This window comes from uncultured Veillonella sp. (assembly GCF_915069625.1).
Lineage (GTDB): Bacteria > Bacillota > Negativicutes > Veillonellales > Veillonellaceae > Veillonella.
The window spans coordinates 1-5,065 of the sequence record NZ_CAJZFD010000151.1 but is presented as its reverse complement, the minus strand read 5'-3'; the positions used below and the strand labels follow the sequence as shown (position 1 = coordinate 5,065).

Annotated in this window: 2 protein-coding genes and 1 pseudogene; 1 reads left to right on the top strand and 2 read right to left on the bottom strand. The window is 38.6% G+C overall.

The features are described 5' to 3' along the window. Positions 1–9 precede the first annotated feature (9 nt). The gene (locus QZ548_RS07855) at positions 10–2,319 is read right to left on the bottom strand and encodes a DNA topoisomerase 3 (protein ID WP_295869526.1); all 2,310 of its coding nucleotides are present in this window, start codon (positions 2,317–2,319) and stop codon (positions 10–12) included. A gap of 176 nt (positions 2,320–2,495) precedes the next feature. Between QZ548_RS07855 and QZ548_RS07850 the strand changes: the two genes are divergently transcribed. Continuing rightward, positions 2,496–4,091, top strand: coding sequence for a peptide chain release factor 3 (locus tag QZ548_RS07850; RefSeq protein WP_060924805.1), 1,596 nt, complete (start codon positions 2,496–2,498; stop codon positions 4,089–4,091). A 109-nt stretch (positions 4,092–4,200) separates the two neighbouring features. Here the strand turns inward: QZ548_RS07850 and QZ548_RS07845 are convergent. Further along, a pseudogene (locus QZ548_RS07845) lies at positions 4,201–5,065 on the bottom strand (hypothetical protein); the annotation flags it as partial.

Sequence of the window (5,065 nt, the reverse complement as noted above, 5' to 3'; positions counted from 1 at the left end):
GAATAGTATTTACTTGTTTGCGTAAATACTTGGTACTCCATCTACATCGGAGCACTGAGTTTTACATTGAGATCGATTACTACAAATCCAGTTTACTCGACCTCTCACCTCTTGCTTTACAAAGTAACCTTGCTTACATCGCGGACATTTATATTGTTTATCGTCATCAGATATTTCAATATTACTTTCTCCATTAGGGTTCACACCGTCAATAGGTTGCGTATGTTTACATGCAGGATAATTAGTGCAGCCTAAAAAGGCGCCAAATTTACCATTCCGCTGTTGCAAACGACCCTTATTACACTTTGGACAAATAGGCAAAGAAGATAAATCAACGTCAGTATTATCCATAGGTCGTCTACGATTTTTATTCGTTATCGTGCGAACTACATTGGGCATCATTTGACCAGAATTTACCTGTTTATCAAAGCCAAGCTTATCAATTAACAACTGTAAAAACTTAACTTGATCAGATAAGAAGGAATCTAAGGTATCCTCACCTTCGCTCATGAGGGCTAAACGTTCTTCCCAAACAGCCGTTTCATCAGGATATAACAATTCATCAGGCAACGCATCTACTAAAAGATAGCCCGTTTCTGTCGGTGATAGCACTTGTTTTTTTCCTGAAGTTTTCATAAACCCACGACTGATGAGTTCGTCAATAATATTAGCACGAGTCGCCTCTGTGCCAATACCAGATACAGCCTTTAATTGCTTTTTCAAGTCTTCATTTTTTACAAACTTGTGAATTTCCTTCATCGCTTGTAACAACGTAGACGGTGTAAAGCGAGAAGGCGGCTTAGTTTGCTTCGCCTCTACAGAGGAATCCGTGTAAAGCACAGAATCATTTTTCTTAACCGCAGGCAAATGATCTGTTTCTTCAATAGCCTCTTTTTTAGAGTCCGCCTCTGCACCACGTTCATCAGTTAAATCAGGTTCATCATTATCTGTCACAGATTTAGACTTTTGTCGTTTATAAAGTAATTTCCAGCCTTCGTCTATAACTACACGGCCATTGGCAACAAACTCTTCTTTGCATTCTTCCACGACGATTTTAGTTTGCTCATAAATATGTTCGCCATAAAACTGAGCAATATAGGCCTGACTAATGAGGAAGTAAATATTGCGTTCCTCACGGGACAAACTATTTATATTACAAGCTACGGTCGTAGGAATTATAGCATGATGGGCTGTAATCTTCTTTTCATTCCAAGCGCGGCTCTTAATAGAGCGGTCTGCATCAGTAGCCCACTGTGCTAGTCTTTCATCTCCTGCATTCTGTAAATTATTGAGAATTGCATTGCGGTCACCATATTGATTTGGTGGTAAATATTCACAATCAGAACGAGGGTATGTAGTCAATTTCTTTTCATATAGTTTCTGTGCTGTATCAAGTACAGTTTGCGGATCATAGGAAAAAGCTTTACCAGCTAATACCTGCAAAGATGATAGAGACAATGGTAAACGCTGTACATCTTTCTTTTTAGATTTTGTAACAGCTTTAATAACTCCATCTGACCCCGCCTGTAAGCGCTCTACTAATTCATCGGCTATGGCTTTATTAATAAGACGTCCATCTGGGTCAAGCCCCTTTTGTTCGTCTGTAGGCTGCCACGTAGCCCAGAATACACCATTTGGATGATTATATAAAACCTTTAATGTAAAATAATCGACCGGTTTAAATGCCGCTAGTTCTCGCTCTCTGCGCACAACAAGGGCTAATGTTGGAGTCTTAACACGACCGATAGGTAATGTTACTTTATTACCTTTATAACGTTCAGACAATGTATAGGCACGAGATAAATTCATGCCAATAAGCCAGTCTGCACGTGCTCTAGCCAATGCAGATTGATATAGATTGTGAAAGTCTTTATTATCCCGTAGATCATTTAATGCGGCACGAACAGATTTTTCGTCCAATGCATTTAGCAAGATACGTTGTACAGGTTTTGTATTTCCTACATAATATAATACTTCATCAACCAACAATTGACCTTCCCTGTCCGGGTCACCTGCGTTGACGATAATGTCCGCTTTACCGATTAATTCTTTTACAGTCTCAAACTGTTGACGACTACTATCCGTAACGAGTAATTTCCACTCATCAGGCACAATAGGTAAATCTTGAGGGCGCCAGCGGATATATTTATCATCGTAATCACCAGGTTCTGCTTGATGTAATACGTGCCCTACAACCCAAGTCACCACATCATCACCTTGGATAAAATAGCCATTCCGTTTTTGGATATTCTTGTTTTCTGTCAAGCATTTACTAATTTCGCGAGCCATGGATGGCTTTTCCGCAATAAATAACCTCATGGTCCCCCTCCTTAACATAAAATAACGGCTATTCCCCAAGCCGCTCTTTGAAATCTCATTATACTACAATTTAGTGGTCATAACTACCAAAATCATGTATAATTTTAAAGATATGAATGGTGTGAAGATGATATATTAAAATAAGACTTTCACAAACGAAACAATAGAGGTGAACTATGACATTTTTAGAAGAAGTGCAACGTCGTCGTACGTTTGCTATCATATCTCACCCGGATGCGGGTAAAACTACATTAACAGAAAAATTACTTTTATACGGTGGTGCTATCCACTTAGCAGGGTCCGTTAAGTCTCGTAAAACAGCAAAACACGCTGTATCTGACTGGATGGAAATCGAAAAGCAACGTGGTATCTCCGTAACGAGTTCTGTGTTGCAATTTGACTACGATGGCTGTCGTGTCAACATTCTTGATACTCCTGGTCACCAAGACTTCTCTGAAGATACATACCGTACATTGATGGCTGCCGATAGCGCTGTCATGCTTATCGACGTTGCAAAAGGTGTCGAAGCACAAACGAAAAAACTATTTGCCGTATCTAAAGAACGCGGTATTCCTATCTTTACCTTTGTAAATAAAATTGACCATTTCGGTCGCAGCCCATTTGACTTGATGGAAGAAATCGAAAACGTTCTTGGCATTCGTACATGCCCTATGAACTGGCCAATTGGTATCAACGGTGAATACAAAGGCGTATACGATAGAGAACACGAAACTATCGAGCTCTTCGCAAAAGACGAAACACATGGTCAAGAAAAGCTAGCCTCTGAAAAAGGTGCTTTGACTGATCCTCGTATGAAAGAATTATTAGGTGACGATGTATATCAAGCATTGCTTGATGATATCGAATTATTAGACGTTGCTGGCGATCCATTCGATTTTGATAAAGTTCGTGCAGGCGAATTAACGCCAATGTTCTTCGGTTCTGCTATGACTAACTTTGGGGTAAAACCATTCTTAGAAAAATTCTTAGAACTAGCTCCATCCCCTGCTCCACGACAAGCCGTGGAAGAAATGGTGCAACCTACGAGCGAAGACTTCTCCGCTTTAGTATTTAAAATTCAAGCGAATATGGACCCTAATCACCATGACCGCATCGTATTTATGCGTATCTGCTCTGGTAAATTCGAAAAGGGTATGTCCGTATTGCATCGCCAATCTAACAAAACGATTCGCTTGTCTCAGCCTCAACAATTCTTGGCTACCGAACGTACCATCGTAGAAGATGCATATCCCGGTGATATTATCGGTGTCTTCGATGCTGGCACAATGGGCGTAGGTGATACACTATGTGCACAAAAACACAAGGTAACATTTGGTGACTTCCCTGTGTTCCCACCAGAATTCTTCGCCCGCGTATCTCCAAAAGATACTATGAAGCGTAAGCAATTCCAAAAAGGCATGACACAATTGGCTCAAGAAGGTGCAGTTCAAATCTTTGAACAACCAGGTGCCCTCGACTCCTTCGTAGTTGGTGCCGTAGGTATGCTTCAATTTGAAGTTTTAGAATACCGTTTAAAAAATGAATATGGTGTTGATTTATTAAATAATACATTGCCATACAGTGTTGCCCGTTGGATTGATGGTGAAGTAGATATTGCGTCTTTAAAAGGTGTAGATAATGCGATGATTGTTAAGGATAATCGCGATCGTACTGTAGTGCTTATCTCCAATGAATGGCAAATGGGTTGGGTTCAAGAGCGTAATCCTGATGTTACATTCTTAACAACCCCAAAACTTCATCACGAACTATAGTATTGGCATTTATAGCTTATCTTTCTAAATCTATACTTCGCACTTCTAAATGCGAGATGTACTATGTAGCAGACAGTGGCTTAACTGCAAACCTCAATAGTTAAGCACACTATAAATCCTCAGATAATAACAACTGGAATATATTTCTCAATATATAAAAATTAGAAATATATTCGTTACACAATTCCAAAAATTTTTCTTCTCCCAAATTTAATAAAACATAACGAAGTCTTGCTCTTGCACGAATTTTACGATTTCCATGATCATTAAACACACTTCTTATTGCATGTATGTAATACAAAAACTCATCTTCTTCAATAAATTCCCTTAAAACAATAGCATTAGTTGAAATCGGTCCAATTCCTCCGCCAACATACACACGAAATCCTTTTTTCCCATCTTGAATTACCGCTTGAAATCCAATGTCGTTTATTTTTACATAAAGCGAATTTTCTTCCTTATTTGAAAAAGCAATTTTATATTTTCTTGGCAAATGCATAAATGTACGACCGTCTAAAATATAATCTGTCGTAATTTTTGCATAAGGTGAAACATCAAAAACTTCTTCTTCAAAGCCTGTTGTTTCCGGTGTAATTACTGCCCTAGTCGAATCTCCGCAAGTCGCTTTTGTAAAAAAGCCTCTTTTTGAAATAGTTTCTAGTAAATCTGGCAAATTTTCCCTTTTTATTCCATGCAGCTGAAAATCCTGCCTAGTTGTAAGATGAAGCCTCTTATCAGAGTATTTTTGCACAGTATCCAGCAAATACTCAAAATCTTCAATCTCAATTTTACTTTCAAAAAAACGAGGTCTTATCATAAATGTCCCTTTTTTTCTTCCCTCAGTATAAAGCGCAAATGAAGTTCTAACCGCATTCCATTCCTTTTCCTTTTCAGGATCAGTCAACGCTTCCCTTGTCAGATTTATAATAAAATCTAGTTCCTTTTTTTCTCTTTCTGCTTCATAATTTTCAATT